Annotated in this window: 27 protein-coding genes and 1 pseudogene (1 of these 28 cut by a window edge); 20 read left to right on the top strand and 8 right to left on the bottom strand. The window is 70.1% G+C overall.

What is annotated here, in order from left to right:
- From ACFQ6X_RS15035 to ACFQ6X_RS14995, 9 genes and pseudogenes are all read left to right on the top strand, one after another.
- Window positions 1-425, top strand: a pseudogene (locus ACFQ6X_RS15035) (hypothetical protein); the annotation flags it as partial.
- A complete protein-coding gene (locus ACFQ6X_RS15030; protein WP_383181385.1) occupies window positions 422-541 on the top strand; it encodes a DUF6893 family small protein in 120 nt (39 codons plus the stop codon). The pseudogene ACFQ6X_RS15035 and the gene ACFQ6X_RS15030, both read left to right, overlap by 4 nt.
- Window positions 542-575: 34 nt before the next feature.
- A complete protein-coding gene (locus ACFQ6X_RS15025; protein ID WP_383181382.1) occupies window positions 576-788 on the top strand; it encodes a hypothetical protein in 213 nt (70 codons plus the stop codon).
- A 7-nt stretch (window positions 789-795) separates the two neighbouring features.
- Window positions 796-1326: a hydrogenase maturation protease gene (locus ACFQ6X_RS15020; RefSeq protein WP_383181379.1), complete on the top strand. Its 531-nt coding sequence runs from the start codon at window positions 796-798 to the stop codon at window positions 1324-1326.
- Window positions 1327-1328: 2 nt separating this feature from the next.
- Complete coding sequence (gene hypF / locus ACFQ6X_RS15015) at window positions 1329-3887, top strand: carbamoyltransferase HypF (protein WP_383181376.1); 2559 nt, start codon at window positions 1329-1331, stop codon at window positions 3885-3887.
- A 45-nt stretch (window positions 3888-3932) separates the two neighbouring features.
- Complete coding sequence (locus ACFQ6X_RS15010; protein WP_383181373.1) at window positions 3933-4229, top strand: HypC/HybG/HupF family hydrogenase formation chaperone; 297 nt, start codon at window positions 3933-3935, stop codon at window positions 4227-4229.
- Window positions 4226-5329, top strand: a complete 1104-nt coding sequence (hypD, locus tag ACFQ6X_RS15005) for a hydrogenase formation protein HypD (protein WP_383181370.1) — start codon at window positions 4226-4228, stop codon at window positions 5327-5329. Before ACFQ6X_RS15010 ends, hypD begins: the two co-directional genes overlap by 4 nt.
- A 14-nt stretch (window positions 5330-5343) precedes the next feature.
- Window positions 5344-6444 (top strand): hydrogenase expression/formation protein HypE, encoded by a 1101-nt coding sequence (hypE, locus tag ACFQ6X_RS15000; RefSeq protein ID WP_383181406.1) that lies wholly within the window; start codon window positions 5344-5346, stop codon window positions 6442-6444.
- Window positions 6445-7167, top strand: a complete 723-nt coding sequence (locus ACFQ6X_RS14995) for a DUF6390 family protein (RefSeq protein ID WP_383181366.1) — start codon at window positions 6445-6447, stop codon at window positions 7165-7167.
- Window positions 7168-7244: 77 nt separating this feature from the next.
- Here ACFQ6X_RS14995 and ACFQ6X_RS14990 read toward each other — a convergent pair whose 3' ends face one another.
- Complete coding sequence (locus ACFQ6X_RS14990) at window positions 7245-7436, bottom strand: DUF6381 family protein (RefSeq protein ID WP_383181363.1); 192 nt, start codon at window positions 7434-7436, stop codon at window positions 7245-7247.
- Between the two features lie 285 nt (window positions 7437-7721).
- On the opposite strand from ACFQ6X_RS14990, the gene ACFQ6X_RS14985 reads away from it, so the two are divergent.
- From ACFQ6X_RS14985 to ACFQ6X_RS14965, 5 genes are all read left to right on the top strand, one after another.
- Window positions 7722-9503 (top strand): aminotransferase class I/II-fold pyridoxal phosphate-dependent enzyme, encoded by a 1782-nt coding sequence (locus tag ACFQ6X_RS14985; protein WP_383181360.1) that lies wholly within the window; start codon window positions 7722-7724, stop codon window positions 9501-9503.
- Window positions 9500-10303, top strand: a complete 804-nt coding sequence (locus ACFQ6X_RS14980) for a phosphatidate cytidylyltransferase (protein WP_383181357.1) — start codon at window positions 9500-9502, stop codon at window positions 10301-10303. Before ACFQ6X_RS14985 ends, ACFQ6X_RS14980 begins: the two co-directional genes overlap by 4 nt.
- A 148-nt stretch (window positions 10304-10451) precedes the next feature.
- Complete coding sequence (locus ACFQ6X_RS14975) at window positions 10452-11366, top strand: peptidoglycan DD-metalloendopeptidase family protein (protein WP_383181354.1); 915 nt, start codon at window positions 10452-10454, stop codon at window positions 11364-11366.
- A gap of 135 nt (window positions 11367-11501) precedes the next feature.
- Complete coding sequence (locus ACFQ6X_RS14970; RefSeq protein WP_383181351.1) at window positions 11502-12275, top strand: FHA domain-containing protein; 774 nt, start codon at window positions 11502-11504, stop codon at window positions 12273-12275.
- The gene (locus ACFQ6X_RS14965) at window positions 12272-13684 is read left to right on the top strand and encodes a serine/threonine-protein kinase (protein ID WP_383181348.1); all 1413 of its coding nucleotides are present in this window, start codon (window positions 12272-12274) and stop codon (window positions 13682-13684) included. The genes ACFQ6X_RS14970 and ACFQ6X_RS14965 overlap by 4 nt, the downstream gene beginning before the upstream one ends.
- 79 nt (window positions 13685-13763) lie before the next feature.
- Here the strand turns inward: ACFQ6X_RS14965 and ACFQ6X_RS14960 are convergent, their stop codons facing one another.
- Complete coding sequence (locus ACFQ6X_RS14960; RefSeq protein ID WP_383181345.1) at window positions 13764-14120, bottom strand: hypothetical protein; 357 nt, start codon at window positions 14118-14120, stop codon at window positions 13764-13766.
- A gap of 131 nt (window positions 14121-14251) precedes the next feature.
- Here ACFQ6X_RS14960 and ACFQ6X_RS14955 point away from each other — a divergent pair, with 131 nt between their 5' ends.
- Window positions 14252-14626: a VOC family protein gene (locus tag ACFQ6X_RS14955; RefSeq protein WP_383181342.1), complete on the top strand. Its 375-nt coding sequence runs from the start codon at window positions 14252-14254 to the stop codon at window positions 14624-14626.
- Window positions 14627-15223: 597 nt separating this feature from the next.
- Here the strand turns inward: ACFQ6X_RS14955 and ACFQ6X_RS14950 are convergent.
- From ACFQ6X_RS14950 to ACFQ6X_RS14940, 3 genes are all read right to left on the bottom strand, one after another.
- The gene (locus tag ACFQ6X_RS14950) at window positions 15224-15943 is read right to left on the bottom strand and encodes a DUF3592 domain-containing protein (protein WP_383181403.1); all 720 of its coding nucleotides are present in this window, start codon (window positions 15941-15943) and stop codon (window positions 15224-15226) included.
- Between the two features lie 201 nt (window positions 15944-16144).
- Window positions 16145-19156 carry an ABC transporter substrate-binding protein gene (locus ACFQ6X_RS14945; RefSeq protein WP_383181339.1) on the bottom strand — a complete coding sequence of 1004 codons (3012 nt, stop codon included), beginning with the start codon at window positions 19154-19156 and terminating at the stop codon, window positions 16145-16147.
- Between the two features lie 304 nt (window positions 19157-19460).
- Window positions 19461-20021, bottom strand: a complete 561-nt coding sequence (locus tag ACFQ6X_RS14940; RefSeq protein WP_383181336.1) for a TetR/AcrR family transcriptional regulator — start codon at window positions 20019-20021, stop codon at window positions 19461-19463.
- A gap of 114 nt (window positions 20022-20135) precedes the next feature.
- Between ACFQ6X_RS14940 and ACFQ6X_RS14935 the strand changes: the two genes are divergently transcribed.
- The 4 genes from ACFQ6X_RS14935 to ACFQ6X_RS14920 all read left to right on the top strand — a co-directional run bounded on the left by ACFQ6X_RS14935 (window position 20136) and on the right by ACFQ6X_RS14920 (window position 22267).
- Window positions 20136-20828 (top strand): SDR family oxidoreductase, encoded by a 693-nt coding sequence (locus ACFQ6X_RS14935; RefSeq protein ID WP_383181333.1) that lies wholly within the window; start codon window positions 20136-20138, stop codon window positions 20826-20828.
- Window positions 20829-21055: 227 nt separating this feature from the next.
- Window positions 21056-21430 carry a VOC family protein gene (locus ACFQ6X_RS14930; protein ID WP_383181330.1) on the top strand — a complete coding sequence of 125 codons (375 nt, stop codon included), beginning with the start codon at window positions 21056-21058 and terminating at the stop codon, window positions 21428-21430.
- A 4-nt stretch (window positions 21431-21434) separates the two neighbouring features.
- Window positions 21435-21791, top strand: a complete 357-nt coding sequence (locus ACFQ6X_RS14925) for an ArsR/SmtB family transcription factor (RefSeq protein ID WP_383181326.1) — start codon at window positions 21435-21437, stop codon at window positions 21789-21791.
- Window positions 21788-22267 (top strand): SRPBCC domain-containing protein, encoded by a 480-nt coding sequence (locus tag ACFQ6X_RS14920; protein WP_383181323.1) that lies wholly within the window; start codon window positions 21788-21790, stop codon window positions 22265-22267. Before ACFQ6X_RS14925 ends, ACFQ6X_RS14920 begins: the two co-directional genes overlap by 4 nt.
- A 108-nt stretch (window positions 22268-22375) precedes the next feature.
- Here ACFQ6X_RS14920 and ACFQ6X_RS14915 read toward each other — a convergent pair whose 3' ends face one another.
- Window positions 22376-23137 (bottom strand): PIG-L deacetylase family protein, encoded by a 762-nt coding sequence (locus tag ACFQ6X_RS14915; protein WP_383181320.1) that lies wholly within the window; start codon window positions 23135-23137, stop codon window positions 22376-22378.
- 323 nt (window positions 23138-23460) lie between these two features.
- Window positions 23461-24522, bottom strand: coding sequence for a PP2C family protein-serine/threonine phosphatase (locus ACFQ6X_RS14910; RefSeq protein WP_383181400.1), 1062 nt, complete (start codon window positions 24520-24522; stop codon window positions 23461-23463).
- Between the two features lie 451 nt (window positions 24523-24973).
- Here ACFQ6X_RS14910 and ACFQ6X_RS14905 point away from each other — a divergent pair, with 451 nt between their 5' ends.
- Entirely contained in the window at window positions 24974-25579 is a 606-nt protein-coding gene (locus ACFQ6X_RS14905; RefSeq protein WP_383181317.1) for a GPP34 family phosphoprotein, read from the top strand.
- A gap of 177 nt (window positions 25580-25756) precedes the next feature.
- On the opposite strand, the gene ACFQ6X_RS14900 is transcribed toward ACFQ6X_RS14905, so the two are convergent.
- On the bottom strand, window positions 25757-25923 hold the 3' portion of the coding sequence (locus tag ACFQ6X_RS14900; protein WP_383181314.1) for a siderophore-interacting protein. 886 nt of this gene lie beyond the right edge of the window; only the last 167 of its 1053 coding nucleotides appear in the window; its start codon lies beyond the right edge, outside the window; the stop codon is at window positions 25757-25759.

The raw sequence follows: 25923 nt of genomic DNA, 5'->3' as shown, positions 1-25923 counted from the left end.
CCGCGCAGCAGGCCGTGCAGCCCGCCGCTCCCGTGGGGCCGCCCGGCGATGTGCGGGACGTGGAGCCCGCCGCCTTCGACACCGCGGGCGCGCCCTGGTGGGATCCGGCGGCAGACGCCTCGGTCCGGCCGGAGAGCGATGCGGTGGTCATCGACGGGGTGCGGGTGGCCAAGGGCAGCCTGGTCCGCGTCCATCCCTCCCGGCGGGCGGACGCACAGGACCTGTTCTTCGCCGACCAGGTGGCCCGGGTGACCGCGGTACTCGCGGACGTGGACGGCGGTACGCACGTCGCCCTGGTCCTCGTCGACGACCCGGCGTCCGACCTGCACGACTGGTACGGCCGCTACTTCTACTTCGCGCCCGACGAGCTGACACCCCTGAGCGTCGAGGAGTCGGCGCCGTACCGAGAGGAGAACCGATCGTGAAGAACCTGGGCTTCATCACCGCCGTCGTGGGGGCTGCCGTGGCGGCCGTCTCCCTGGGGGTCGTGATCAGGTCGATCCCCGACATCCGCCGCTACCTGCGCATCCGTTCGATGTGAATCCCGACCCGAGTATGTGAGTGAGGAGCACCCCATGGCGGACACACCGGAGAAGAACAGCGGGGTCCAGGAGGAGCCGCAGGAGGAACGGGGCCCGATGGGCTCCCGCGACACCGGTTCGGACCAGCCCGAAGGCGGCCCGGTCGACCGGCCGTCGGGCACCTCGGACGCGCGGTCCGACACCTCCGTACAGCCGAAGAAGGCCAAGCACCCGGACGCGCCGGACCTCCCGTCCGGTGGCGGCTGAGCCGAGCATGACGGACGCACCGCACACGGCCGCCCGGGTACTGGTGGCGGGCATCGGCAACCTCTTCCTGAGCGATGACGGCTTCGGCCCCGAGGCCGTACGGCTGCTGGCCGCGGAGGGCGGACTGCCCCCGCAGGTCCGGGTGGTGGACTACGGAATCCGCGGCATGCACCTCGCGTACGACCTGCTGGACGGGTACGACGCGCTGGTGCTGGTCGACGCGTACCCGGGTGGCGACGCGCCCGGGGAGGTGACGGTCCTCCGCATCGGCCCGGAGGACCTCGGTACGGGTGAATTCGACGCTCATGGCATGAATCCGGTCGCTGTCCTGGCAAATCTGGACCAATTGGGCGGTACTCTTCCGCTCACCTTCCTCGTCGGCTGTACGCCCGCCGGGGTCGAGGAGGGCATCGGGCTCAGCGAAGCCGTCGGCCGTGCGGTGCCCGAGGCGGTCCAGGCAGTGCACACCCTGGTCCGGCAGCTTGTCCCCGCCGTACCGACCGCGTCCGTGAAGAGCGCCGAACTCCGGAGATCCTGATCATGTGCCTAGGCATTCCTGGCCGCGTCGTGGAGATCGTGGACGGCTATGCGGGCCAGCTGGCCCTGGTGGATGTCGAGGGCGCCCGACGACGCGTCAACATCGGAATGCTCGACGATCCGCCCGGCTGCGACGACTGGGTCCTGCTCCACATGGGCTTCGCCGTCGAGCTCATCGACCGGGCGAAGGCCCGGGAGGCCATGTCGGGCCTGGAGATGATGGGGCGCGGCCGGGCGGAGCGGGTGCGCCGCAGATTCGAGGTGCGCGGCGTCGTGCAGGGCGTGGGTTTCCGGCCCTTCGTGTATGTCACCGCCTCCGAGCTGATGCTCAGCGGCACGGTGACGAACACCGGCGACGGGGTGCTCGCCGAGGTCGAGGGACCGGCGGACGCCGTGGAGGAGTTCGGCCGCAGGCTGCGGGCCGACGCCCCGCCGCTCGCGGTCGTCGAGGACGTACGGACGAGCGATCTGGCGACGTGCGGCGGCGCGGGTTTCACCATCGAGCACTCCCGCACGGCCGACCGGGCAAGGACACTCGTCCCGCCCGACATCGCCACCTGCCGCGACTGTCTCGACGAGCTGACCGACCCGGCGAACCGGCGCTACCGCCACCCCTTCATCACCTGTACGCACTGCGGTCCCCGGTTCACGATCGTCACCGGTCTGCCGTACGACCGGGCCGCGACCACGATGGCCGACTTCGAGATGTGCGCGGCGTGCCGGACGGAGTACGAGGATCCGGGCGACCGGCGCTTCCACGCCCAGCCGGTCGCCTGCCCCGACTGCGGGCCCCGGCTCGAACTGGTCGGCGGCGAAGGGGTGTCCCTGTCCCGCGACGAGGACGCGCTGCGCACCGCCCGCAAGCTCCTCGCCGACGGCGGGATCATCGCGGTCAAGGGACTCGGCGGGTACCACCTGGTGTGCGACGCCCGCAACGCGGCGGCCGTTACCGAGCTGCGCCGGCGGAAGCGGCGCGGTGGCAAGCCGTTCGCGGTGATGGTCCCGGACCTCGACGTGGCGCGGCAGCTGGTGACCGTCACGGCGGACGAGGAAGAGCTGCTGACCGGTGGCCGTCGCCCGATCGTGCTGCTGCCCCGGCGTCCCGCCGGGCCCGGCGCCGGTGCCGGGGTGTCCGACGCCGTGGCGCCCGGCTGTCCCGATCTCGGGGTGCTGCTTCCGTACACGCCGCTGCACGTTCTGCTCCTCGGGATCGGCGACGACGACCCGGGCCCGGACGCGCTGGTGATGACATCGGCCAATCTGTCCGGCGCGCCGATCGTCACCGACGACGACGATGCCCTGACCGTGCTCGCGCCGCTGGTCGATGCCTGGCTGCGGCACGACCGGCGGATCCATGTGCCGTGCGACGACTCTGTCAGCCGCTTCGTGGCGGGCGCCGAGCTGCCGCTGCGCCGCTCACGCGGGTATGCCCCGCTCCCGCTCGCGCTGCCCTTCGACGTACCGCCGACGCTGGCGGTGGGCGCGGACCTGAAGAACACCTGCGCCCTGGGCGAGGGCCGCTACGCCTGGCTGAGCCAGCACATCGGCGACATGGACGACCTGGCCACGGTCGACGCCCTGACGCGCACGGAGAAGCACCTCGAAGAACTCACCGGGGTGGAGCCCGCCCTGCTGGTCGCGGACGGCCATCCCGGCTACCACTCCGGCGACTGGGCCCGCACCCGTGCGGCGGGACGGCCCGTGCGTACGGTGCAGCACCACCACGCGCACATCGCGTCGGTCATGGCCGAACACGGCCTGGGCCGGGACGAGCAGGTGATCGGCATCGCCTTCGACGGCACCGGCCACGGGGACGACGGCGCGGCCTGGGGCGGTGAGGTCCTGGTGGCCGGCTACGCGTCGTTCCGCAGGGCCGCGCACCTGGGTTACGTACCTCTGGCCGGGGGCGATGCGAGCGTGCTGCGGCCCTACCGGATGGCGCTCGCGCATCTGCACGCGGCGGGCCTCCCCTGGGATGCGGACCTGCCCGCGGTCCTGGCCTGCCCGGCCGCCGAACGCGAGGTGCTGGCCCACCAGTTCACGACCGGCTTCGGTTGTGTACCGACGTCGGGGATGGGCCGGCTCTTCGACGCGGTCGCCTCGCTGGCGGGTGTACGCCACGAGGTGGTGTACGAGGCGGAGGCGGCCATGGAGCTGGAGGGGCTGGCCCGGGGCGCGGCTGCGGACCCCCTGGCCGCGGAGAACGGCTACCGCTTCGCGATCCGGCCCGGCGCGGGCGAGGATCCCGCCGTCGCGGATCCGGGCCCGGTCGTGCGGGCCGTGGTGTCCGACGTACGGGCAGGGGTGTCAGCCGGTCGGATCGCCGCCCGCTTCCACGCCGCCGTCGCCGCCCTGGTCGTCGACCTCGCGGACCTCTGCCGCACGAGCACCGGCCTGGACACCGTGGCCCTGGGCGGTGGCGTCTTCCAGAACGCCGTGCTGCTGGAAGCGGCCCAACACGGCCTGACGGAGCGCGGCTTCACCGTTCTGCGGCCCCGGCTGCTCCCGCCCAACGACGGCGGGATCGCCCTCGGCCAGATCGTGATCGCCGCAGCCGGCTGACGCCGCCGCTCCCCGTACCTGAGAGATCCACAGAGAAGAGGGACCATGTGTCTGGCTGTTCCGGGGCGCGTCCTCAGTACCGCCGAAGTCGACGGCACCGTGATGGCCGAGGTGGACTTCGGTGGGGTGCGCAAGGAGGTGTGCCTCCAGTACATCCCCGATGTGACGGTCGGTGAATACGTCATCGTGCACGTCGGTTTCGCCATCCAGCGTCTCGACGAGCGGTCGGCCAAGGACACCCTGGCCAACTTCGACCGGCTCGGCATCCTCGCCGAGGAGTTCGGCGACCCCCTCGAACTCGCAGCCCAGCACGACGCGTCCCCCGAAGGAGCCGGCCGGTGAAGTACCTCGACGAGTTCAGCGACCCCGACCTGGCGAAGAAGATCCTCGATCAGATCCACGCCGTCACCACGCGGAAGTGGGCGATGATGGAGGTCTGCGGCGGCCAGACCCACTCGATCATCCGGCACGGCATCGACCAACTGCTGCCGGACGGCGTGGAGATGATTCACGGGCCGGGATGCCCCGTCTGCGTCACCCCACTGGAGACCATCGACCGCGCCCTGGCGATCGCCGCCCGTCCCGGGGTCATCTTCTGCTCGTTCGGTGACATGTTGCGTGTGCCCGGCAGCAGCCAGGACCTGTTCTCCGTCAAGAGCGCCGGCGGCGACGTACGGGTGGTGTACTCACCGCTCGACGCGCTGAAGCTGGCCCGCGAGAACCCGGACCGAGAGGTCGTCTTCTTCGGTATCGGATTCGAGACCACCGCACCCGCCAACGCCATGACGGTGTATCAGGCCAAGAAGCTCGGAGTCCGCAACTTCTCGCTTCTGGTCTCCCATGTCCTGGTGCCCCCGGCGATCGCCGCCATCATGGAGTCGTCGACCTGCCGGGTCCAGGCGTTCCTCGCCGCGGGGCATGTGTGCAGCGTGATGGGGACGTCCGAGTATCCGCCGCTGGCCCGGAAGTACAAGGTGCCGATCGTGGTCACCGGCTTCGAACCGCTGGACATCCTGGAGGGGGTCCGCCGGACCGTCGTGCAGTTGGAGGCGGGTCGCCACGAGGTGGAGAACGCCTATCCCCGGGCCGTACGCGACGAGGGCAACGCGCCCGCCATGAAGATGCTCGCCGATGTCTTCGAGGTGACGGACCGGACGTGGCGCGGCATCGGGGAGATCCCTCGCAGCGGCTGGCGACTCTCCGCGAAGTACCGGGAGTTCGACGCGGAGCAGCGGTTCGACGTGACCGGCATTCACACCGCCGAGTCGTCGCTCTGCCGTTCGGGCGAGGTGCTCCAGGGGCTGATCAAGCCGCACGTGTGCGAGGCGTTCGGCAAGGAGTGCACGCCGAGGAACCCGTTGGGCGCGACGATGGTGTCCAGCGAGGGCGCGTGTGCCGCGTACTACACCCACCGCCGACTGGAACTGGTCGATGCGAAGTGACCGACGTGACTGATGTGACCGACGTTGCGCACGAAGTGACCGCGCCGTTCGACGGCCTGCCCGACCTCGACTTCCAGGCGTGGGCCTGCCCCGTACCGCTGCGCGACACCCCGTCCGTCGTGATGGGTCACGGGGGCGGGGGTGCGATGTCCGGCGAGCTGATCGAGCACTTGTTCCTGCCCGCGTACGGTGCCGCGGCCGCCGCCGACCTCGGTGACTCGGCCGTCCTGACGGTCGGGTCCGGAATCCGACTCGCCTTCTCCACGGACTCGTTCGTGGTGAAGCCGATGTTCTTCCCCGGCGGATCGATCGGCGACCTGGCGGTGAACGGTACGGTCAACGACCTTGCCATGTCGGGGGCGACTCCGCTGTTCATGTCGACCGCCTTCATCCTCGCCGAGGGCACCGCACTGAGCGACCTCGGACGGATCGCCCAGGACGTGGGCCGGGCCGCGGAGGCCGCCGGTGTACGGCTGGTCACCGGGGACACCAAGGTCGTGGAGCGCGCCAGCGGCGACGGCGTCTACCTCAACACCTCGGGCATCGGCGTGGTCCCGCCCGGGGTCGACATCCACGCCCGCCGGGCCCGGCCGGGTGACGCCGTGCTCGTCAGCGGCGACATCGGCGTGCACGGGGTGGCCGTGATGAGCTGCCGGGAGGGCCTGGAGTTCGGCACGACGGTCGAGAGCGACACCGCCGCCCTGCACGGCCTGGTCGCTGCCATGCTCGCCACCGGGAGTGACCTCCATGTGCTCCGGGACCCCACGCGCGGTGGTGTGTCGGCCTCGCTCAACGAGATCGCCCGTGCCTCGGACGTGGGCGTCGAGCTGGTCGAGCGGCTGCTTCCCGTGCCGGCGACGGTGCGCGACGCGTGCAGCCTGCTCGGGCTCGACCCGCTGCAGGTGGCCAACGAGGGCAAGCTGATCGCGATCGTGCCGGCCGAGGACGCTGACCGGGTGCTGGAGGCCATGCGGGCCCATCCCCTGGGGCGGTCCGCGTGCCGGATCGGCAGCTGCGTGCCGGACCATGCGGGGATGGTCGTCGCGAGGACGGGTCTGGGCGGGAGCCGGGTCATCGGGCTGCCGATCGGCGAACAACTACCGAGGATCTGCTGAGTGAGTGCCGAAGGCGCCCTGCTGTTCGCGCGATACGCCTACCCGCCCAACGAACTCGGCTACTGCGGGCCCGCCGACGCGGCGGCCCTCCTGCGCCGGGAGGCGACCGACGACATCGAGCGGCGGGCCCGGCAGTTCGAGGGGGCCTGGTGCTATCTCCAGTTCCTCGCGGAGACCGCAGGGCTCGCGGACCCGCTCGATGTGCGGGTGGTCGAGGCGTACTGGATCGGCAACGAACTCCTGGACCTGGCCGATCCCGCCGCCCTGGTGGAGCGCATGACCGACCGGTTCCGTGGGCAGCCGGCCGGCACCTGGCGCGAGGCCGGGGACCGGGCGTTGGCCCATCACAGCTTCCAGGTGTTCGAGGTGTATCCGTGGGCGTCGATGCTGCGGTCGAGCGGGCATCCGACAGCCCTGTCCGTACTGGACCAGTGCCGCATCCGTACCGGGGTGGTGGTCGATGCCGACAGCGACGTGGCGACGGTGCGGTCACGCCCGCTGCGCTGGGAGGGCGCGGAGCTGACCGACGGCGCGTGGCGGGAGGAGACCGTCCGCTGCTCGGCCGGTGGGAGGACGCTGATCGACCGGCTCTCCCCCGGTGACCGGGTGGCACTGCACTGGGACTGGGTGTGCGATGTACTCACCGACGAGCAGGTGCGGCGCATCGAGGACCTCGAGGAACGCCGACGCGTCGAGCTGGATCTGCTCGTCCCTGTGCGCTGAATTCCGTCTGTGGGAGCCGGAGGGACGAACCGGTTCCCACACACGGAATCGGTCACGGACACGGTCGGCGAAAGCCCCTAGTCCGTGGGGTAGATGTCCCCACTGGCCATGCCGCTCTCCTGCTCACTCCGGGACCTGAGCCGACGAGCTTTGTCCTGGAGGCGCTGACGCTCGTCCGGGTCTGTGGCACTCTTTGCGGCCTCTTCCATCTCCTGTGCCTTTGCACGCATCTGCTGGATATGCTCGGCGGATCCGTCTGCAGCACTCATGGTCACTCCTTGGGTGACAGGTAATGGGCCACCCCAGCGAAACAGTGTGTCCTCGCCGCTGCATCTCGAAGCGTCACTCACGGTCATCCGCTCCTCCGGGGGCTGTCAGAGGTAGCGGGTCTGCCGCGCGTCACGGCCCCGCCCCACGACAGGGCGGAAAGCCCGTCGGCGGGACCTGCCACGTTCCAGCCACTCAGGTGCTCAGGTACTCAGGTACGCCTACTCATGTGCGGTCGCACGTCACCACCAAGGATGTCCGCATAACGCGAACCGAAAGAGGCATTCATGAGTCGCGACCTGCAGATACGAGTTGCCGATCCCGAGGACCTGGTCTGGATCCACGAGCTGAGGCACCGTGTGTACGCCCAGGAGCTCGGCCAGCACGCACCGCGCCCGGACCGACGGCTGCACGACGCGCTGGACGGCGACAACGTCTACCTCGTCGCGGCCCGAGGGCCGGTCCGCATGGGCTTCGTCAGCCTGACCCCGCCCTGGCTGGGCCGCTACGGCCTCGACAAGTACCTGACCCGCGACGAACTGCCGCTGCTGTCCGAGGGCGGAGTCTTCGAGGTACGCATCCTCACCGTGGAGCCTCGCTGGCGCAGCACCGCGGTGGCACCGCTGCTGATGTACGCGGCCCTGCGCTGGATCTCCTCCCGGGGAGGCCGCACGGTGGTGGCGATGGGCCGTACCGAACTGCTCAGCATGTACCTGGCGGTCGGCCTGAGGCCCCTCGGACACACCGTCCGCAGTGGTGCGGTGACTTTCGAGGTGCTGACGGGGGAGGTCGCCGGGCTGACGCAGGCCGCCACCACCCGGTACCGCACGGCCCTGGAGCGGTTCCGCTCCGTGGTGGACTGGCAGTTGGACATGGAGTGGGCGCCTGGGCCGGACGGATGTGAACATGGCGGCGCCTCCTTCACCGCCATTGGCACGGACTTTCGCACCCTGCACCGGCGCGACGAGGTCGTCTCTGCCGATGTGCTGGACGCCTGGTTCCCGCCCGCTCCCGGGGTACGCGCGGCGCTCGCCGAAGACCCGGCCTGGTCCGCCCGGACCTCGCCTCCCACCGGCGCCGAAGGTCTGCTGTCGGAACTCGCCGGAGCCCGGGCACTGCCTGTGGAGACGCTCGTGGCCGGAGCCGGCTCGTCGGACCTGATCTTCCGGGCGTTCGGCCGCTGGCTGACTCCGGAGAGCAGGGTACTGCTGCTGGATCCCGGGTACGGCGAATACGCCTACGTCACCGAGCACGTGATCGGGTGCCAGGTGGACCGCTTCCGGTTGCGCCGGAAGGACGGGTGGCGGATCGACGTCGCCCGGCTGGCCTCTGTGGTCGAGGCGGGTCGGTACGACCTGGTGGTCGTGGTCAACCCGAACAACCCGACCGGACGCCACGCACCCGCAGCCGAACTGCGCACCCTGATCGAGGCCGCCCCCGCCGGGACCCGGTGGTGGATCGACGAGGCCTATCTCGGCTACGTGGATCTGGCCGAGTCGCTCGCCCCGCTGGCCGCGGTGGACCCGCGGGTCGTGGTCTGCACCTCGCTGTCCAAGATGTACGCGCTGTCCGGCGTGCGGGCGGCCTACCTGGTGGCCGAACCGGCCACGGCCGCACTGCTGCGCCGGTGGACGCCGCCCTGGGCGGTCGGCCTTCCCGCGCAACTCGCCGCGGTGGCCACCCTGCAGGACCCCGCGTACTACCGCGCCTGCTGGCACCGTACCCACGCCCTGCGCCATGAGCTGGCCGCCGATCTTGCCCAGGTGGACGACACCGTCGTGGTCGAGGAGGGCGTCGCGAACTTCCTCAACATCACGCTGCCGCCCGACGGACCGAGCGCTGCCCGCCTCGTGCGGGAGTGCCGCCGGCACGATGTCTACCTGCGCGACCTGTCGCCACTGTCTCCGCAGTACGAAGGGCGCACCGTACGCGTCGCGGTCAGGGACACGGCGGAGAACGCACGGATCGTCGCGGCGTACGAAGCCGCGATGGAGACGCTGCGACCCGGCTCCCTGTCGCGGCGCACCCCTGGACTCCCGGTTCACGCCGCCGCCGGGTACGCCCGGTGACCTCCGTCGCCTCCCTCGCGCCCTTCCTCGGTGGGGCCCTGGCGGCCGGCGGGATGGCCGCGGCACTCTCCGGCCGCCGTGAACTGCTGGTCCGGTGGTGCTGCTGGGCGGTCGGAGTGCCGCTGGTCGCCGGTGCGTTCTGGTGGGGCACCCCGGGGGTGACGGTTCTCGCCCTTGTGGTCGGAGTGGTCGCGGCGCTGGAGTTCGGCGGGCTGATGCGCCTGTCCCGGCCGGACAGGGTCGTCCTGGCCGCCGCCGTCTCCGGCGTGGTGCTGACCTCCTGGCTGGCGCCCGGGCAGGAGGTACGGGCGGTGGCGGTCGGCGCCCTGGCCATCGCCGCGGTCCCGCTGCTGGCCGGTGACTCCGCCCACGGTCTGCGGCGGCTCGGGGCCGGTCTGCTCGGGCTGGTCTGGCTGAGTGTGCTCGCCGCCCTGGCACCGCTCGGCGCGACCGCGCTCGCCCTGTTCGTCGCCGTCTCGGTGGGCGACATCGTCGCGTACTTCACAGGTCAACGGCTGGGCGGGCCACGGCTGTCACCCCTCTCTCCGGCCAAGCGGTGGAGCGGAACCCTCGCCGGCTCCGCGGCCGCCCTCGGCGTGCTCGCCGCACTGTCCGTACTGAGCTGGCCGACGGCGGTCGCCGTGGCGGTCGGCGCCCCGGCAGGAGACCTGCTCGAATCCATGGTCAAACGAGGGGCGCGGGCGAAGGACTCCGCCCACTGGCTGGCAGGCTCCGGGGGGCTGCTCGACCGGATCGACTCGCTCCTCCTCGCACTGGCCGTGCTGCTCCTCCTGCGCTGACTCGGCGACGCCAGGGCTCCGGGGCTCCGGAGCACCGGCGGGACCACGACCTCGCACATGCGAGGTAGCCAGGCCCGTCCACCAATCCCCAGCATGTGTTCCGACGCTGCCCGAGGAGGCAGCGTCGGAACCTTCCGCAGGGGGGAACATGTTCCACCACACGTACAAGAGGACGCGTCCCGGCCGACTGGGCCGGTTGCGAGCCGCCCTGCTCGCCGGATTCGCAGTTCTCGGGCTCGCAGGCACAGCAGTGTCCGCCACGGCTGCCGAGACGGGCGACCGGGCCGTCGACACCGCGGCGGCTGCGAAGCCGCTGTTCCAGATGCCGTTTCCGTGCGGCACACGGTGGCAGTTGAACACCTACGGCTCCGATCACAACCCCGCACTGGACATCGTCGTGGAGAACAACACCGGCTCCGACGGCAAACCCGTTCTCGCCTCCGCAGTCGGCACCGTCTCCGCCACGTACTGGGACGACGGCTCCGGCAACACCATCCAGATCAGCCACGGCAACGGCTGGTTCACGGCGTACTACCACCTCAAGGACACGCCCACCACCTATGTCCGCGAGGGTCAGGCGGTCCAGCCGTCCACCCAGATCGGACGCATCGGCACGACGGGCGCCTCGAACTGGGCGCACCTGCACTACGAGCAGCGCTATCTCGCGTCGGGGGACTTCACCGACGAACGCCACCGCGTGCCCGTGCACTTCGACGGCGTCCAGTACACGGGCACCAACAAGGAGTGGCCGAGCGTGACCAGCCGGAACTGCACGGGCACGCCGGCCTGGCAGGACTGCCCGGCGGGCAACGTCTGCTTCTACTCAGGTGCCGACGGCACCGGCTCGGTCTGCAAGTCGGCCGACGATGAGCCCAGCAGCACCTGCGGCTTCCGCAAGTCGTACTACAACAACGGCAACCCGCAGCCGGGTTACGACCATCTGCAGGTCTACTTCAAGGAAGGCGGCAGCCAGTGCCTCCATTACGGCTGGGACGAGGGACGCGGCAACTTTGCCGGCGGGGGCCGGACGATCGACCGCTTCCATTGGCGCGGCGAATGCTGACGGCATGACGGGACGACACCTTCGACCGGTACGGGCCACGGCTGATCAGCGTGGCCCGTACCGGCCTGCGCGTCATGCGGATGTTTATCGGCGTTCCCTATCCTCACGGCATACCTTGGGGGAAGGGATCAGTCCATGTACACCATCATCGTGGTGCCAGGGCCCGGGATGGCCCCCTGCGAGAAGCTCCGGCTCGGACCGGGAGAGGCCCTCCGCTTCGGTCGGGAAGCATCCACCGGCACGCAGCCCCAGCTGTCCATTCCGCACGACGGTGTCTCGCGTTCCGCAGGGGAGATCATCGCGACGGACACGTACTGGTCGCTCAGCAACTTCAGCCGCACGGCGACATACGCGGTCGAGAACCCGGAGGGCGCCGGGGAGCACATCAAGGTGGCGCCGAGGCGACTGGGCGCACCCGTGGCGTTCGAGTTCTCCAGGGTCGTACTGCCCGCGGGCAGTGAGCTGCTCAGCTTCGACGTCTGGGCACCGCGGCACGACTACGCCGCCCCGGCGGATGAGTCGGACCGGAACGAGCGTGCCGAGGGCTGCGGCGGCGGGTCGACCGCACTCGCCTTTCCTCTCGACCGGTCCAAGCGGTACTTCACCGTGCTGGCGGCCCTGTGCGAGCCACGCCTGCGCGGCGAGCCGTACGCGCCGCTGCCCACCGTGGAACAGGTCGTCGAACGGCTGCGCCCGCGGTGGCCGGCGGCCAACCGGGCCGCCGTGCAGTGGAACATCGACTACCTGGCGGTGAAGCTGCGGCTCAAGCCCGGTCCTGAGTCCTGCGAGCCCGGCCCCCGCCTCAACGGCAAGAAGGAGATGCTCGTCTCGCTCGCGCTCCGCTTCGACCTGGTGCGCGAGGACGACCTGGCGGCGCCGGCCTTCTCCGCGAGCGGCGCGGCCCGTTGAGCGGGCAGCAGCCGTATGCCGTCTCGTCCGTCCCGCCGGGCTATCGCGTCGGCCCCTGGATCGTCGAGGAGCCGCTCGGGGCGGGGGCTTTCGGCAATGTGTACGCGGCCCGCCACGAGGACCCCGGCGCGGAACCGGCCCGCGCCGCCCTGAAGTTCCTGCCGACCGGCACGCACACGCCGCGTCAGCTGCGTCATCTCCGGGAGCTGGCCGAGCGGGAGGTGGCCCTGCTGAGCCGGCTCCGTTCGCCGCGGCTGATCCGGATGTATGACGCGCTCACGGTGGACGCCCCGAGCCATCCGGAGCTCGACGGCGCCACCGTACTCGTACTGGAGGAGGCGCGGGGCTCCCTCGACGCCTCGCTCTCCGCGGGCCGTCCGCCGCGGCAGGGCCCCGTCCTGCTCGTGCAGATCTGCGAGGGGCTGGACCAGCTGCACGGCGCGGGCTGGGTGCACGGGGACCTCAAGCCTGGCAACGTGCTGCTGATGGAGGACGGCACGGCACGGCTCGGCGACTTCAACATGGCAGCCGAACTGGAGGGCACGCACGCCTACTCCCCCGCGTTCGCGACGGCGGACTACACCCCGCCCGAGCTGCTGTGGTCCGAGGTCGGCGAGCGGGGCGTACAGATCCGGCAGACCGCGGACATCTGGGCGTTCGGGGTACTGGCCCACCTGGTCCTGACCGGTTCGTTCCCGTTGCCCGGCGGCACCCCGCCGGCCCGTCGGGACGCGCTGGTGCGCTACGCCCGCGGCGAGGAGGAACTGCGGCTGTCGCCCGAACTCCCCGCGCCCTGGCGGGAGATCGTGCGCGACTGCCTCTCCCGTACGCACGAGGACCGGGCCCCGCACGACGCGGCGTCGCTGCTGCGGCGGACCTCGCAGGCGGCAGCGGGCCGGCTGCCGCGGCGACGGCGCGTGCGGCGCCCCCTGCTCGCGGTGGCGGCCGCTGTGCTGGCCCTGGCTGTGGCGGGCCTCGGGTTGTCGATGTACCTGGACGAGGACCCGGCCACGAAGCCGAACACCCGGTCGAACGCCGGACCCGTCGGGAAGACGCGCCCGGGCAAGAGCCCCGGGCCGGTACAGACGGCCACGGGCTACGACCGCTGCCCGCCACGTTCCGTCTGCTTCTTCTCGGAAGCGGACGGCAGCGGTGAGATGTGTGCCTGGGAAGGCGACGACCCGGACTGGTTCGACGGCGAGAACGACTGCTCCTGGTCGGCCACCGACCGCCCGGGCTCGATCTTCAACAACGGGTTACCCGATCCCGAGGACTACGACCAGGTCGCGTACTTCGCAGAGCCCGGCCTGAGGCAACGCCTCGGCTGCGTCGAGAGAGGACAGCGTCACGACCTCGCCCTGACGTCGCGCGTGCTGTCCCACACCTGGGCCAAGACCTGCTCCCGATGAGATACGAGGTAGCGCCCGCCCGGGCCCTGACGGGATCCTCGCACCTGACTCTCGGAGTCACCGTCCTGCTCGTGCCGCGCTAACTCCGTACGGCGAGCAGGTGGCGCCAGCGGGATTGTTCTGCGATCAGGCTGGTTGCGGCCAGCACCGTCACCGTGACGGCAGCCCACGTCGGCCAGGCCACCAAGGAGGCGATCACAGCAGCGAGGTAGTGGAGCAGTACCAGGGCGATGGTCACCACGCCCGGGACGGGCACGAGGATCTTCTCCCTGTCCATGCCGTTGTCGCCCGGGGTGACGAAGACGGTGAGTGCGCCGAGCAGGAGGACCACTGAGACCACGGCGAGCAACACGGAGTGCGGGGCGAGGGCCCAGGGAGTGGCTACCCACGCGGCGAGCATGGTGAGGAAGCGAAGTGGGTCCGCCAGACGTGTCACGCGTCGACTTTCCCACAGCGGGTGACGGTGCGGGTCGTTTCATCAGATTCAGCAGTGTCTGCCCGGACATACGAGGATGCCGGGTGCGCGCAGGAGCGGTGGAGGCGAGTGCTGGGGGCAAGGTGGGAGGCATGACGACGACACTCGGTGGTTTTGTTCTCGGTACTCCCGATCCTGCCGCGCTGGCCGACTTCTACCGGGCGCTGCTGGGCTGGCAGGAAGTCGAGCGCGAGCCGGGGTGGGTTCGCCTGAGGGCTCCGGAGCAGGAACGCCCCGGTCTCAGCTTTCAGTTGGAGACCGATCACACTCCTCCGGTGTGGCCGCAGCGCCCGGGTACTCAGCAGATGCAAGCGCATCTGGATGTACAGGTCGACGACCTGGAGGCGGAGACCGAGCGGGCTTGCGACCTGGGCGCGACGCTGCAGGAGTACCAGCCTCAGAAGGACGTGAGGGTCCTCCGCGACCCTCACGGCCATCCGTTCTGCCTCTTCCTTCCCGGCGCCTGAGCGCCACGGGCTTCGCGCAGGGTCAGCGGCAGGCGGCCGCGGCGCCGGTGCAGTCGGACCGAGCCTGAGAGTGCCGGGCCGGAGTACGCAGCCTGCAGTGACGACCTTCCAGTCGCCCGGGGGCTGCGACAAGGTCACTGATGCTCTCAGTACGATGTGCCCGTGATCCCTGACATACCTGCTGGCGCCCGTCGACTTCTCCTCGTCGCCTGCACATTCACGGCCCTGACCGCGGGGGCTCTCGGCTGGTTCGCCGCACAAGACGTCCGTCCGAGCTGCAGTTACGCGATCTTCACAGGGGGGACCGCGACGGAACAGCAGGAAGCCGTCGAACGCGGTTACTGGCAAGCTGTCGCTTCCGGCACCTGCGCACCGCCTCACCCCCGCTGGCGCTTCTGGCTGGGCTGACCTCCAGTCACCGGAGGACGCCTCACATGGCTGCTCGCTTCGCTGACCCACCCGGTGGCCGAGCACGGTAGATCGCCATACGACCGCGCTCGGCAACGGGGCAGCGGTGGCTGGGAAACGAGTTGCTACTTCTGACTCTGAGTCGGCGACCACGGCTCGCGGCACCTGTGCAAGCAGCGGCGTCCGACGTCAACGTCCACCGGCCCGCAACTGGTCCCGTATCGCGAGGGCGAGGACGACGAGTGCCAGCAGCGTCACGACAACCATGCCCGTCACCAACCCGTCGATGACACGTCCGTCGAGTTGCGAGGGAAGTCTGACGGTGGCGGGATGCACCGGATCGTAGACGAGCGCCAGTCGGTCCCCTGGCTTCGAACCGACAGAGTCACCTTCAAGATCCACGTTCGTACGTGCCGGTCCTGACGGTGTCTCGAACCGCACGTCGACACGCAGCGCTTCGTCGGCGTCCGACCACCCGGTGACCGAGACGACCGTGGCAGTGACCTCACGGCCCCGGCTGCGCAGATGGTCCAGCGCCTGGTTCTCCTGCCAGGCGTCCCAGCCCATGAAGCACGCAGCAGTCGTGCACGCGATGGCGAAGATGCCTGCCCGCCGGACAGCGCGCCACTGGGCATCGTGCAACCACGCCCGGCCCCCGCCACGCCCCAGCTGAGCCAGGAGCAGCGCGGGGGTCGCATTTGTGCGGCACCAACGGTCGATACGGGAATTGGGATGCCGCGCAATCAGACGGCGCAGCATTTTGAGGAGGGCGAGCGTAGTCCCGGTGACGACGAACAGCCAGATGATGTCGAACGGCCAAAAGACGAACCAGGCCAACAGGAACACCGCAACAAGAACCGTCGACCAACCCAGGGCCGGGAACTCGCGCCCTGAATCGGAGGGCTTCACCTCGGCCAACGCCGTGCTCCCTTCGCCGCCGCAGTCGTCTTCAGAGACAGTCCGCGGCCGGGAACAGTTGCACGCTCGACGGCACGAGGCTGGTTCGCGCTCCACAGGGCACACGCTCCGGGACCGAAGCAGGAACAGCCTCAGGTTCGGCACTCACCTGTATGGGCGAGGGCACGGCTTCAACTCCGCGGGCCAGGCAGGTCATCTGCCGTCGCTCGTACCGAGAGCCTGGAAGTCGACCATGCCGAAAGCCTCGTGGACGTAGACGTTGGTCAGTCGCGGGTTGCGGTAGTTCAGGACCTTGTCGGCGACGATCGGCAGATAGTACGCGCCGTCGGTGACCGCATGGTTGATCCGGCTGTGGACCTTGGCGGCCTGGGCGGTGTCCCTCTCGGCGGAAGCCTGGTCGAAGAGGTTGTTGATCTCGGGGTCGTCGATCTGGGCGTAATTGCTGTTGCCGCTCGGCAGGATGAGGCGTCCGTCCGCCAGGGGCTGGAGGAAGCCGGCGCCGGTCGGGTAGTCCGCGGCCCACGCCAGCAGGATCAGGCCGTAGCCCTTGTTCTTGATCGTGCTGGGAGATCCGACGTCCGAGAGGAACTCCACGCCGTCGCGGCGGTCGATCTCGGCGGTGATGCCCACCTTTTTGAGGGAGCTCTGCAGAGCTTCGGCTGACGCGACGTCCTTGGGATTGCCGCCGCGTACAGCGATTTTGGTGGTGAAGCCTGCGGGCTTGCCGCACGCCCTCAGCTCGTCCTTGGCCTTCTCGATCCGGGGCTTGCCGTCGGTCAGACCGTACGGGTCGTAGTCATCGGCGCCGAAAACGGTCGGGGGCAGCATGTTGCCGTGCCTCGAACCGCCCGTCGAACCGCCGCGGGTGGTTTGGAGGGCTGAGGTGTCGGCCCCGTACATCACCGCTTTTCGGCAGTGCACATTGTCGAACGGCTCGGTCTTCGAGACGAGCGAGACGAAACGGATGGAGCCGCTGTGCGGGTTGTCCGCGTCGGCCTTCTTCTTCGGGTCGTTCAACACTTTGAGCGTGGCGGGCTGCGACAGACCGGCCTGCCGGACGTCGAGGTCGGCTGTGCCCGCGATGAGCTGTGAGGCCACATTCTCGGGGTCGGCTGAGACAGTCAGCTCGATCCTGTCCGGCAGCGCCTTGCGCAACGGGTCGGTGGCACGGTCCCATTGCTCGTTGCGGACGAGGACCAGCGAGTGTCCCGGCTTGTACGACGCGAAGCGGTACGGGCCGGAGGAGACGGGGTGCGCGCCGTATCCGTCTCCGGTGTCCTTCTGCTGCGGCACGGGGGAAGTGGCGCCCATGGTCAGCAGGTACGGGAAGCGGGAGTCGGCCTTGGTCAGCCGGAGGACGAGGGTCAGGTCGTCAGGTGTCTCGACCGATTTCAGGCCGAGCTTCCCGCGGGTCTCGTCCCTGTACGGGCCCGAGTAGGTCCGGTCCCCGCCCAGTGATTCGATCAGGTACGTGGGGCCGCCGCTGATGACGTCCTGCGCGAAGACCCGCTCGATGCCGTACTTGACGTCCTTGGCGGTGATCGGTGTGCCGTCCTCGAACTTCAGACCGGGCTTCAGCTTGACGGTGTACGTCCTGCCGTCGGCCGAGACCACCGGCTGGGCCGAGGCCAGATCCGGAACGAGGTCCAGGCCCTCCTTGCCCGGCTTGGTGTCATACGTCAGCAGCGTGCGGGCGTAGAGGCGCTGCATGTTCCAGGCCCACCCGTTGTAGGAGCGGGCCGGATCCCACGAGTCGGCGTCCTGCGAACTCACCAGACGGAGGGTGCCGCCCTTCCTGTCTGACGCGTTGACCACGCCACCGACCGCGGCGTCGAAGCCTGTGGCACGGGTCGAGGAGCCCGGGCCGTCCCCGGTTCCCTGAGATGTGTCCTTGTCCTCGCCCCGGTCGACGAGCAGGGCGGTGATACCGCCGCCGGTGACGAGGGCGACGGTGAGTGCGATCGCCACGAGACGGCGGCGCCGGGGGCTGCCGGGTCGGTGGGCGGGGACGCGTCCGAGGGATGTGAGGGGCGAGGCCGGCAACCGGTCGGAGACGACGGGCGGCGCGGGCCGCTCGTCACGTACGGTCGGTGGCTCACCCGTCGGCGGGGGCGATGCGGGCGGGGGCGGTGCGGGCGAGGGCGGTGCGGGCGAGGGCGGTGCGGGCGGCACCTCCGTCCGCTTGCCGAGGTGAATCCGTGGATCCGGCGTGGGTACCGTGTCGGCACGGGGCACAGCGCCCTGCGTGTCCCCGGAGCCGCGCTCGTCGCGGCCGTCCGCGCCGGCGGGGGCGGACCCGTTCTGCTGCTGTCCCGGGCTCTTCGTGAGCGGCGCGGGGGCGGCGCGCGGGCCGGTGGTGAGGGCGGACGCGACCGCCTCCGGGAGCCAGTCGGTCTCGTTCGGCAGCCCACCCGCGTAGGTCTGCCCGCCCAACTCGCCGAGCATCTGCGCGAACTGCGCCAGCAACTCCGGCACGGTGGGCCGCCGGGCGGGGTCCTTGTCGAGACACCGGCTGACGAACTCCGTCTGCGGGGGCAGCCCGCGAAGGTCGGGTTCCTCGTAGACGGCGCGGAAGTTCACCGAATGCGGGGAACCGGTCCCGAAGGGGCCGTCCCCCGTAGCCGCGAAGGCCAGTACCGCCCCGAGGGAGAACACGTCGCTGGCGGGGCCGACCGCCTTCCCCGTGACCTGCTCGGGCGACATGAACCCAGGGCTGCCGATCACCATTCCCGTCTGGGTGAGGACACTCGCTTCGGAGGCGATCGAGATACCGAAGTCAATGACCCGGGGCCCGTCGCGGGCAATCAGCACGTTCGACGGCTTCAGATCCCGGTGGATCAGGCCCGTGCCGTGAATGGCTTCCAGGGCCTCGACCAAACCGGCCCCCAGGACGAGCAACGAACGCCGGGGCCAGGCCCCATGGATGCGTACCGCTGCGTCGAGCGGCAGTCCCGGAACGTAGGCGGTGGCGAGCCAGGCCGGCGAGCCCGCAGGATCGGCGTCGACCACTGCTGCGGTGAAGAATCCGGTGACGCGGCGGGCAGCCTCCACCTCGCGGGCGAAACGGCGCTGGAAGTCCGGGTCCTCGGCCAGTTCGGCGCGCACCACCTTCACCGCGACCATCCGGCCACTGGTGGAGCTCCCCAGGTACACGCGGCCCATCCCGCCCGCTCCGAGGCGCGCAAGGATCCGATACCGCCCCACTTGCCGCGGATCTGCCGCATCCAGCTCTTGCAACGCCGCCCCCCTGTCTCCGACCCCACCCGGGGATCGTCGGAGACGATTACATCAGATCTGGATGCTCCCCTTGCGGTCCCGCCTCAGCCGACAGGCTGCCCATGCGGTACTGCCTGATGCGCCATCAGAGATGCTGGTTGTACGCGCACTTATGCCTGCGTGCCCACGTCCACGCGATGGTCAGGCAGAGCTTGCAAGGGCGTCGCAGTCGTGCCGTGGCTGCTCCGGCGCCTGAGAGTGCGACCGACGCGCACCCACGCCGTGCCCCTGATCAGCCGGTTTCCGTCAGGTGTGCGTGCGCGGCAGTGAGGATCTCCTCGGAGAGCGGGGAGCCCTTGGTGGCCCGGGACAGGACCAGCGCACCGAACAGGGTGCAGAGGCGGACGATTCCGTCCTGGTCGTCAGTGGCGAGGAAGTCGGCGAAGTCGGCCACCCCCTCGGTGTAGACGCGACGGGCGTCATGTCCCCCACTCCCGCGCGCGATGTCGGTCGCGAGCGCCGCGACCGGGCAGCCGTCCGCCGGATCGTCGCGGTGCGCGACGGAGAGGTAGACGTCGATCAGGGCCTGCTGAGCGGCGTCACGCTGCCCGTCGCTCCGTTCGAGCCCGGCGGTGTGGCGGCGGGCGAGCTCGGCGAAGGCGTGGGCGGTGGTCTCGTCGACGAGCGCCTCCTTGGACTCGAACTGCTTGTAGAACGCGCCGTGGGTCAGACCGGCCGCCTTCATCAGGTCCGCGACGCTGACGTGGGCCCCCTGCTCACGGAACAGCCGGGAGGCGGTGTCCACCACCCGCTTGCGGTTCTCCTCTGCCTGCGCCTGCGATACGCGGCCCATGACTACCTCCCATTTGGATGTCGACTGGCATCTATCGTAGTCCAGTGTTTAGATTGGATACATAATCTAAATTCTCGGGTGGCCGGACGGCACCCGCCAGAACCAGGAGTAGCCATGGAACTGAAGAACGCGGTCGCGGTCGTCACCGGCGCCAACCGGGGCCTCGGGCGGCACCTGGCCGCCCAGCTCGTGGAGCACGGGGCGAAGGTGTACGCGGCAGCCAGGCGCCCGGAGACGATCGACCTGCCCGACGTCACCGCCTTGCGCCTGGACGTCACCGACGAGGAGTCGATACGGGAGGCAGCTCGCCTCGCGTCCGACACCACTCTGCTGATCAACAACGCGGGAATCTCCACCGGCGCCACGTTGATCGGAGGCGACCTGGACGAGGTGCACCGGGAGATGGAGACCAACTTCTTCGGTCCGCTCGCGGCGACCCGGGCCTTCGCACCCGTCATCGAGGCCAACGGCGGTGGCGCCGTGCTCAACGTCCTGTCCGTCCTGTCCTGGCTGCACCCGGCCGGCCTCGGCTCCTACGCCGCATCCAAGGCGGCCGCCTGGGCACTGACCGGCGCGACCCGCGAGGAGTTGGCGCCTCGCGGCATCACCGTCTCGGCGCTGCACGTCGGCTACATGGACACCGACATGGCCGCCGGCATCCCCGCCGACCAGAAGTCCGCCGCCGCGGACGTCGCAGCCCAGGCCTTGAACGGAATCGCGGCGGGCCTGCCCGAGATTCTCGCCGACGAGCTCACCCAGCAGGTCAAGCAGAGCCTGGCCGTCACGCCGGAGCCGATCGCCGCCTGAGGCCCTCCCATCCCCGGCGCAGCACATCCCCCTCAGGCAGCCGCGTCACGGCTCAGCAGCAGCGCCACCTGGTGCGCGCCATCAAGAACGCGAGCGTGATGGCCCTACCGCCATCCCCGACCTCGGCATCGCGAGGCCGAGACGCCCGATCCGGTGGACACCCACCCCACCGGTAGGGGATTCCCTACGTTTGACGCGTAGGGAATCCCCTACCTATCGTTGACGGCATGAACATCACCCACGCCTCCTTCCTCACCGTCCCCGTCTCCGATCAGGACAAGGCCCTCCGCTTCTATACGGACGTACTCGGCTTCGAGGTCACCGCCGACCTTCAGATGCCCCCCGGCCGTTGGCTCCAGGTCGCCCCGGAGGGCGCACAGACCGTGCTCACCCTCTCCGGCCCCGGCATGGGCGACTTCACGCCAGGAACCGCGCGGGGCATCATGTTCGTGACGACAGACGTGGACGCGGACTGCGCCAGGCTCACCGAAGCCGGAGTCACCGTGGACGGCCCGACCGACCTCCCCTGGGGGCGTATGGCCGGCTTCCGGGACCCCGACGGCAACGGCCTGATGCTGCTCACGGAGAAGGAAGGCTTCTGACCCAGTGGTCACCCGGAGCGCCCAGGACCAGGGCCAGGATCAGGACCAGCTCTTCGCCGCCCTCGCGAACGCGACGCGACGCGAGGTGCTGCGTCTGCTGCGCGACCAGGGCCCTCAGCCGGTCCAGGTGCTCGCTGACCACTTCGCCATGCGCCGTCCGAGCCTCTCGGAGCACCTCAAGGTGCTCCGAGACGCCGGCCTCGTCTCCGAGGAGCGCCGGGGCAGGCAGCGCATCTACCGCTTGGAGGCCGCCCCGCTCGCCGAGGTGCAGGACTGGCTCCATCCGTACGAGCGGTTCTGGCGCGAGAAACTGAAGGGCCTCGGAGATCTGCTCGACCGCATGCCGGACGATGAGGCATGACGATGCCCCAGGCGCCCGACGAGCCCGACGATGACGACCTCACGACCATCAGGGTCGATCACTTCCTGGCCCACCCGCCCGCGAAGGTCTGGCGCGCGCTGACCGAGCCCGAACTGATCGCGCAGTGGATGATGCCGGGAGACTTCCGCCTGGAGGTCGGCCACCGCTACACGATGACCGCCGTCCCCCGCCCCAACACCAACTTCTCCGGCACCATCCAGGCCGAGGTCCTCGCCTACGACGACGAGCGCATGCTGAGCGTCCGCTGGCAGGACGCCGTCGAGAGTCGCGGGAACGCCGCCGACTGGACCATCACCTGGACCCTGGAGCCGGAAGGCCGCGGCACACGCCTCTTCCTCGTACACGCGGGGTTCGACCCGGACGACCCGGCCCAGCAGATGGCGCACCGGATCATGGGCGGAGGCTGGCGTTCCTACGTCCTCGCTGCGCTGGAAAACGTACTGACGGACCTGTGACCGCAGGACAACGGCGCGATCGCGGTCAACGCGTCACGGCGGGGCACCGGGTGCGACCGGCCCTGACTCAAGGATCTCGACGGCACGCGTCACGCGGTGGCCCCCAGGTCAGTCCTGCGCGTCTTTGGTGAAGAACTCCGGCGGTGCCTGCAGGTCGTGGGCGCGGAACAGGACGGCGTGTTCGACGCCCATGGCCTTGCCGCTCATCGAGGTCAACTTCGGGATGAAGTCCTCGGGAGCGGGGTGGTCCGGGAGCGCGGCCAAGTACGCGGCGTGCGCCTCGAGCGAGGCGATGCCGCGGCGCAGCGGTTCACCCGTGACCTCGACGCCGTGGGTCGCGCCGGAGCCGACGAGCCCGGGGACGATGAGCCAGCGCACGGAGTGCGGTTGCAGGTCCTCCTCGTCGACCTGTTCCGGGAAGACCCACCGGTTGCCCGCGTCGCGCACCGCGTCGAGCACCGCGAGCCCGGCCGCGCGGTGGTCGGCCTGGTCGAAGCCGTAGGGCGTCTCGATGTCGTAACCGGTGCCGAGTACGACGTCGGGCTTGAACCGGCGGATCTCCCGGCAGATGTCCCGGCGCAGGTCGAGGCCGTAGACGAGCACGCCGTCCGGATGTTCCAGGATGGTCAGGTGATTGACGCCGACGACGGCGCAGGCGGTCTGCTGCTCGGCGACGCGCAGGCGTGCCGTCTCCTCGGGAGGGTTCGGCATTCCGGCCTCGCCGCGGGTGAGCAGGAGGTAGCCGACCTCGATGCCGCGCGCGGTCCAGCGAGCGACCGCCGCAGATGTGCCGTACTCCATGTCGTCGGGGTGCGCGACGACGCAGAGCACGCGCTGGAAGGACTCCTCCGGGAGAGCAGGCAGTGTCATGTCGGCCATCCTTCCGCATGGAGAGCCCACTGACTGCGTGACGTGCCGAAGAGCTTCCGCCCACGGACAGCGCCCGGTGGTCTCCCGCCGACCAACGGAGTCAGTGGGCAACTCTGGCGTTGAGGCCGGGCCTCCAGTTCCGAGCGACACGGTGAAACAGCGCATGCGCTCCGGCGGACGCGAAGCCGCCGCTCCCGTCGTGACACTTAACAGTGTTCCGGAAGGGACTGATGATCCGGGAGCTGCCCACCGGGTTGCCACGAAGATGATCGCTGCCTCTGCCGCCGGGCAATTGCCTCATCCACTGACCTGCTCAAGACCTCTCACCATGGGTGTTCCTTCAAGGTGAGGGCGAGGACGGCCTGGTCGTCGTCACACTCCTTCGACCAGCGCTCCGTGTCCGCCTGTACGAATGACACGACGTCCGCGGGATCCGGTGCGCCTTCGCCTCCGAAACGCTGCGCGAGGCGCTCGAGCACGGGGTAGAACACCCCCGCGGCGTCCCGCGCCTCGCTCACTCCGTCCGTGTGCACGACGACCACCTCACCGGGAAGCAGCGGATGCACCGTCGTCTCCGCGGCGGCGCCGGGAGACAGCCCGCCCAGCCCCAGGGGCAGCGCGGGCGCGGTGACCAGCCGCCGTGCGCCCTCGGGGCCTACGACGACGGGCGCCGGGTGTCCTCGGTCGACGACCCGAACCTCGCCGCCCGCAGGCGGGAACTCCAGCACCAGCGCTGTGACAAAGAGTTCGGGGTCGTTCTCGTCACCGACCGGTGCGTTGCGGGCGATGCTGATCTCCAGCCGCTCCGCCAGGCGGCCCAGGTCCTGCCACTCGTGCGCGCAGACCCGGAAACCACCCAGAACCGCCGCGACCGTCTGTACCGCGCCCAGCCCCTTGCCGCGTACATCGCCGATGATCGCCCGGACCCCGAAGGGCGTCACACATACGTCGTACAGGTCACCGCCGACGAGCGTGCCCCCCTCTCCCGCCGAGTAGAACGCCGCGGCCCGTACCTGCCCGAGCCTGCGTGGCACCGGGCGGAGCAGGCCGCGCTGCATCGCTTCTGCGACCGAGTTCGCGCGGATCAACTCCTGTCTGGCCCGCGCCCTCTGCCACGCCAGGGCCGTGCTGGCGATTCCGATGAGGAGCGTGCCCACGTACAGCGCGATGTGGTGCTGCTCATGGAAGTGGCCGGGACGCCGGGCGGCGAAAAGCATCTGCAGCCCCAGACAGACGACGGCCGACAGCGCCGTCCCCCGCGGGCCGCGTGTCGCGGCGGCGAGCGGAGGCACCCCGATGAGCAGGAAACTCACGGGCTCCCGTCCGTGCAGGAGCAATTCGACGATCACGTCGAGCACCACTACGGCGAACGGCAACCACCACACCCACCCCTGACGCAGCAACAGGGACTGCCGACCGTTCGGAGAACGCTTGCGAGGCATAAGGCGAACCCTAAGAGCCCGCCACACGATCTCGGTGAGATGACGTGGCCGTCTGAACGCATCACCGATACGGATGCCCCACACGCTGACCTGCGGACTCGTCCACGTCCTAGGCGGGCAGAGAGCGTCGCGTCAAGCACGGACGCATTGTCGATTACTGGATCCAGATCGACCGGCAGGGAACGCCGCTCAACTTCAGCAAGCGGCAACCGAGCTCTGGTCCTGAACCGTTCGAGAAGACTGGTCAGACCCCCGCCGTGTCGCGAAAGGGCTTCGGCTGCGCGGGCGGGGGCGATACTGATCGTGACTGTCGATCCACCGCCGGACCGGCCCGGGACACGGTGCCGGGGCGCTGGGTACGCACCTTTGTCGATGTCTCCGAGGGGAGCCGTTCATGACCACGGCGAAAGACCTGTTCATCATCACCATGGACCCCAGCTCGAAGCATTCCGTGGGACAGGGTGACCTGTCGCTCGCCCTCGCGGGGGCGGAGCTGATCGATCTCATCGGTGCGGAGGCAGTCGCCGTGGACGGCGACCGCATCGTGCCGGGTGAGCTGCCGACGCTGGACGATCGGCTCATGGACCAGGCAGCGGCAGAGCTCACCCGGCAGGCGCCCTACGAGCGGATCGAGGACTGGCTGTGGCGCCGGGGCGAAGACCTCTCGGCCGCGTACCAGGCCGCCCTGGAGGAGGACGGTGAGCTGGCTCGGAAGCGAAGCGGTCGGTTGCCCTTCGGCGCGGACCGCGTGGAACCGGTCGACACGCCCGCGCACCGCCGGGCAGCCGACCGCTGGCGGGAGAAGGAACCCGTTCTGACCGCCCTCGCCTCGGTCGTGGGCATCGACGACGACCGATCCGGCGAAGAGCCCGGTCTCGATGACGAGGCCGTGACGACGGTGGTGGCCGTTGTCCACGACGCGGTGATGGAGCTGGAGGCCGTACGCCAGAGGCGGTCCATCGAGAACGCGGCTTTCGCCAACCTCTGGCGCGGACCGTGAGCCAAGACGGGGTGCGGCCGCCCCGGTGAAGAGGGGGCAGCGACCGAAGCCACCCGTACGGAGCCGGATTTGGGGCTCGACCAGGCGTGAAGGCCGGGCGGCCGAGCCCGTACGGAAACGTGGCTCCGTGGACGTACCCGGGGATCTTGGGGCGGGCATCCAAGCGGTGCTTCGCGGTCAGAAGCCTGCTCTGCCGTAGCTGAAGTAGCCGCGGAAGCAGATGTCGGACTTCGGCACCTGCCGTGGGCCGCCGAGATGTCGGCGAACCCCGGGGGGCCGGGTGGGCTCGCCCCCGGTCCAGGCGTAGAATCGGCCCACGGGAAGCCGGGCCAGCCGGACCGCCG

This window comes from Streptomyces sp. NPDC056452, from assembly GCF_042796085.1.
GTDB lineage: Bacteria > Actinomycetota > Actinomycetes > Streptomycetales > Streptomycetaceae > Streptomyces.
This window is presented reverse-complemented; position numbering and strand designations above follow the sequence as displayed.